Here is a 3955-nt window from a genome sequence, read left to right as displayed (position 1 = left end):
GGTCGCGCCGGCCGCACCGCCCTACGAACCGCGGCCGGTTCGTCCGGAGCGGGCGCGGGCTCCGGCGGTGCGATGGTCCGCGTGGCGCGCTCGGTGCGCAGGCAGTCCCGCAGGGACTCCGGGTCGAGCCCTTCGTTGCATGCCTGGTGCAGGAGCTGCGCGAACCGGTAGTCGGGGTCGGCGGTCAGCGCGAGCCCGAGGGCGACGCGAGCGGCGGGCTCGTCCCCCGTCGACCAGGCGGCCCAGCCGGCGAGGGTCAGCGGCGCGGCGGCGTGCTCGGTGTAGGGAGCGATGCAACGCCTGGCGAGTACTCGCCACAGCCGCAGCGCCGCCGCTCCCTCGACGCCCTCCATCCACTCCGCGGCCCGGTCCCGGGTGTCCCTGTCCTGAAGGCCCATGATCACGGCGGCCGCCTCCTCGTCGCTGACGAGCGTGTCGTCGGAGGCGTCCCCGTCCCGGGAGTCGGCCCACTCGAACCGCCCCATCAGCTCGCGGGCCAGCCCCAGCGTCTCGTCACGGACCCGGTCGAACGTCCGGGCGTCGAGAATGCGAGGGACCAGCGCGGCCGACGCCGCGTCGAGCGCGTCGCGCAGGGCCGCGTCGTCGGGCGCCGGCGGCCGGAACCGGGCCTCCATGTCGCGCAGCGAGCCGCGCACCCGGATCCCTGCGTAGGCGGCGGCCGCCGCCATCACCGACGTGCCGGGCAGGGCGAGCGGCGTCCCGTCGGGCGGGCAGCACCGCGCGTCCGGGCAACAGTAGGAGAAATAGCGGCCGTCGGAGATGCACAGGGCCTCGTACACGGGGACGTCGAGCGCGCCGCACGCGGTGCGCAGCCGCTGCGCGAACGGGCGCAGACGCTCCATCACCCGCGGCCCGCTCTCTCCCGGCGCGGGGTCCTGGCAGAGGAAGACGAGAATCCCGTCGGGTCGGTCACCGCGTCGCTCGCAGCCTTCGACGAGGCATTCCGCGAGATGGTCTGCTGTGGCGGCCCACTCCTTCGGCGAGCCCGGGATCCCGAGCCTGAGCCGTCCGCCGAAGCGTCCGTGCTCACCGTGCAGGGCGACGAGGACGACGGAGTCGGTGGGATGGAAGCCCAGCATGAAAGGCAGGGCGTCGGCCAGCTCGGCGGGCCCGCGCAGGGTGATCTGCTGCTGGTCGGTCGGTCCTGTGGATGCGTGGTGCTGGTTCATGACGACGACGGTCCCGCGACCCCGCCGATCCCGCGACCCCTGTGGATAACTTTGCGGAGGCCCCCTCCGAGATGTCCACAGGCCGGCGGACGCGTTCGCGCGTTGTCGGTGCCATCGGGTTGCATGGAGGCATGACCCACGCAGATCGCCTCGAAGACCGCGCCTCGCTCCGCGCCGCCGCCGACACCGTACTCGCCCGACTCGTCGGGGACGCCGGCGGCACGGCGCGACTGCGCGAGGACCAGTGGCGCGCGATCGAGGCGCTGGTCGCCGAAAAGCGCAGAGCGCTGGTCGTCCAGCGGACGGGCTGGGGCAAGTCGGCGGTGTACTTCGTGGCGACGTCGCTGCTGCGCGAGCGCGGCAGCGGCCCCACCGTGATCGTCTCGCCGCTGCTGGCGCTCATGCGCAACCAGGTCGAGGCCGCCGCGCGCGCCGGGATCCGCGCGCGCACGATCAACTCCTCGAACACCGAGGAGTGGGAGACGGTCCAGGCCGAGGTGGCCGCGGGCGATGTGGACGTGCTCCTGGTCAGTCCCGAGCGGCTCAACAACCCCGACTTCCGCGATCAGGTGCTGCCCGCGCTGGCGGCCGCCACCGGGCTGCTCGTGGTCGACGAGGCGCACTGCATCTCGGACTGGGGGCACGACTTCCGCCCCGACTACCGGCGGCTGCGCACGATGCTCGCCGACCTGCCCGCCGGCGTCCCGGTGCTCGCGACGACGGCGACCGCCAACGCCCGGGTCACCGCGGACGTCGCCGAGCAGCTCGGCACGGGCGCGGGCACGGACGCGCTGGTGCTGCGCGGGCCGCTGGACCGGGAGAGCCTGAGCCTCGGGGTGCTGCGGCTGCCGGACGCCGCCCACCGACTGGCCTGGCTCGCGGACCATCTGAACGAGCTCCCGGGCTCCGGGATCATCTACACCCTCACGGTCGCCGCGGCGGAGGAGGTCACCGCGTATCTGCGCCAGTGCGGCCACACCGTGTCCTCGTACACGGGCCGCACGGAGAACGCGGACCGGCAGCAGGCCGAGGAGGATCTGCTGGCCAACCGGGTCAAGGCGCTGGTCGCCACGTCGGCGCTGGGCATGGGCTTCGACAAGCCCGACCTCGGGTTCGTCGTGCATCTCGGCTCCCCGTCCTCGCCGATCGCCTACTACCAGCAGGTGGGCCGCGCCGGTCGCGGTGTCGAGCACGCGGAGGTGCTGTTGCTGCCCGGCCCGGAGGACGAGGCGATCTGGAAGTACTTCGCGTCGGTGGCGTTCCCGCCCGAGGAGCAGGTCCGGCGCACCCTCGACGTACTGGCGCGGGCCGACCGGCCGCTCTCGCTGCCCGCACTGGAGCCGCTGGTCGAGCTGCGCCGGACGCGGCTGGAGACGATGCTCAAGGTGCTGGACGTGGACGGGGCGGTGCACCGGGTGAAGGGCGGCTGGACCAGCACCGGCCGGCCCTGGGTGTACGACGCCGAGCGGTACGCCTGGGTGGCGCGGCAGCGGGAGGCCGAGCAGGACGCCATGCGGGCGTACGCGTCGGCGACGACGTGTCGGATGGAGTTCCTGCGACGGCAGTTGGACGACGAGGAGGCCGCGCCGTGCGGGCGCTGTGACAACTGCTCGGGGGCCCGCATCGAGGCGAAGGTGTCGACGGCGGCGCTCGACGCGGCGAAGGGCGAGCTGGGCCGGCCGGGCGTCGAGGTGGAGCCGCGCAAGATGTGGCCGACCGGGCTGGCGGCGGTCGGGGTCGACCTGAAGGGGCGCATCCCGGTCGGCGAGCAGGCCTTCGCCGGGCGGGCTCTGGGGCGGCTTTCGGACATCGGGTGGGGGAATCGGCTGCGTCCGATGCTTGCGGAGCGGGCGGCGGACGGTGCGGTGCCGGACGACGTGGTGCAGGCGGTGGTGCGGGTGCTGGCCGACTGGGCGAAGGGGCCCGGGGGTTGGGCCTCCGGGGCGGAGGACGCGCCGCCGCGGCCGGTGGGTGTCGTGACGGTCGCCTCGCGCACGCGGCCGCAGCTGGTGGAGTCGCTGGGGCGGCGGATCGCGGAGGTCGGGCGGATGCCGCTGCTGGGGCAGGTCGGGTACGCGCCGGAGGCGGAGGAGCTGCACCTCTCCCGTACCAACAGCGCCCAGCGGGTGGTCGGTCTGCACCGGGCGCTCATGGTTCCGCCGACGCTGGTGGAGGAACTGGCCACGGCCGGCGGGCCGGTGCTCCTGGTCGACGACCTTTCGGACAGCGGCTGGACGCTCGCCGTGGCGGCCCGGCTGCTCCGCCGGTCCGGAGCCGAGGGGGTGTTTCCGCTGGTCCTCGCCGTCCAAGGGTGAGTCGCGAGTGAACGATGGATGAATGCTGAGACAACCGGGCAGGGATATCCACGTCATTCCGTCGCATACCAGTCAGCGGACTCAATTGCTCGTTGCCGCCCGCGCACGCGCCAGCAAGAATTGGAATCCGCCCCCCGCACGGCCCGTTCGGGGTCCGGAAGGGCTGTGCCGTGGCGCGCCCTCACTCGACCCTGCCCGCCCCCGGGCGTATCCGAAGGGAGGACCGTGACCTTCGGATTCCACTCGCCCGCAGCCGGCTCGATCGGCGCCTCGGCCGAGTCCGCCAGTCGGCTGAGGATGCTGGAGCCCGCCGAGTGGGCGACGGCCGGCATTCCGCTGCTGCGCAATCCCCGTGAGGTCGTCGGAGGACTGCACACCCGCCACCGTCCCACGCCCTCGACGGCGGTCGTGGCGGTGCTCGACCACGAGGAACGGCTCGCCGCCAGCGCC

2 protein-coding genes and 1 pseudogene are annotated in these 3955 nt (G+C 73.8%); 2 read left to right on the top strand and 1 reads right to left on the bottom strand.

Annotated elements, in window-relative coordinates:
• The coding region (locus VIU94_RS38465) for a DUF4192 domain-containing protein (protein WP_331919204.1) at positions 1–1190 on the bottom strand (1190 nt) is incomplete at its 3' end.
• A 131-nt stretch (positions 1191–1321) separates the two neighbouring features.
• On the opposite strand from VIU94_RS38465, the gene VIU94_RS38460 reads away from it, so the two are divergent.
• Together VIU94_RS38460 and VIU94_RS38455 are read left to right on the top strand one after the other, a co-directional pair.
• A complete protein-coding gene (locus tag VIU94_RS38460) occupies positions 1322–3505 on the top strand; it encodes a RecQ family ATP-dependent DNA helicase (RefSeq protein ID WP_331919202.1) in 2184 nt (727 codons plus the stop codon).
• A 225-nt stretch (positions 3506–3730) separates the two neighbouring features.
• Positions 3731–3955: pseudogene (locus tag VIU94_RS38455) on the top strand (hypothetical protein); the annotation flags it as partial.

It is taken from the genome of Streptomyces sp. (genome assembly GCF_036566765.1).
Classification (GTDB): domain Bacteria; phylum Actinomycetota; class Actinomycetes; order Streptomycetales; family Streptomycetaceae; genus Streptomyces.
The sequence above is the reverse complement of the archived record's forward strand: the minus strand, read 5'-3'. Positions and strand labels throughout refer to the sequence as shown.

Coding starts and splice junctions, on each gene's coding strand:
- VIU94_RS38460 (WP_331919202.1), top strand. CDS start 1,322: ATGACCCACGCAGATCGCCTCGAAGACCGCGCCTCGCTCCGCGCCGCC.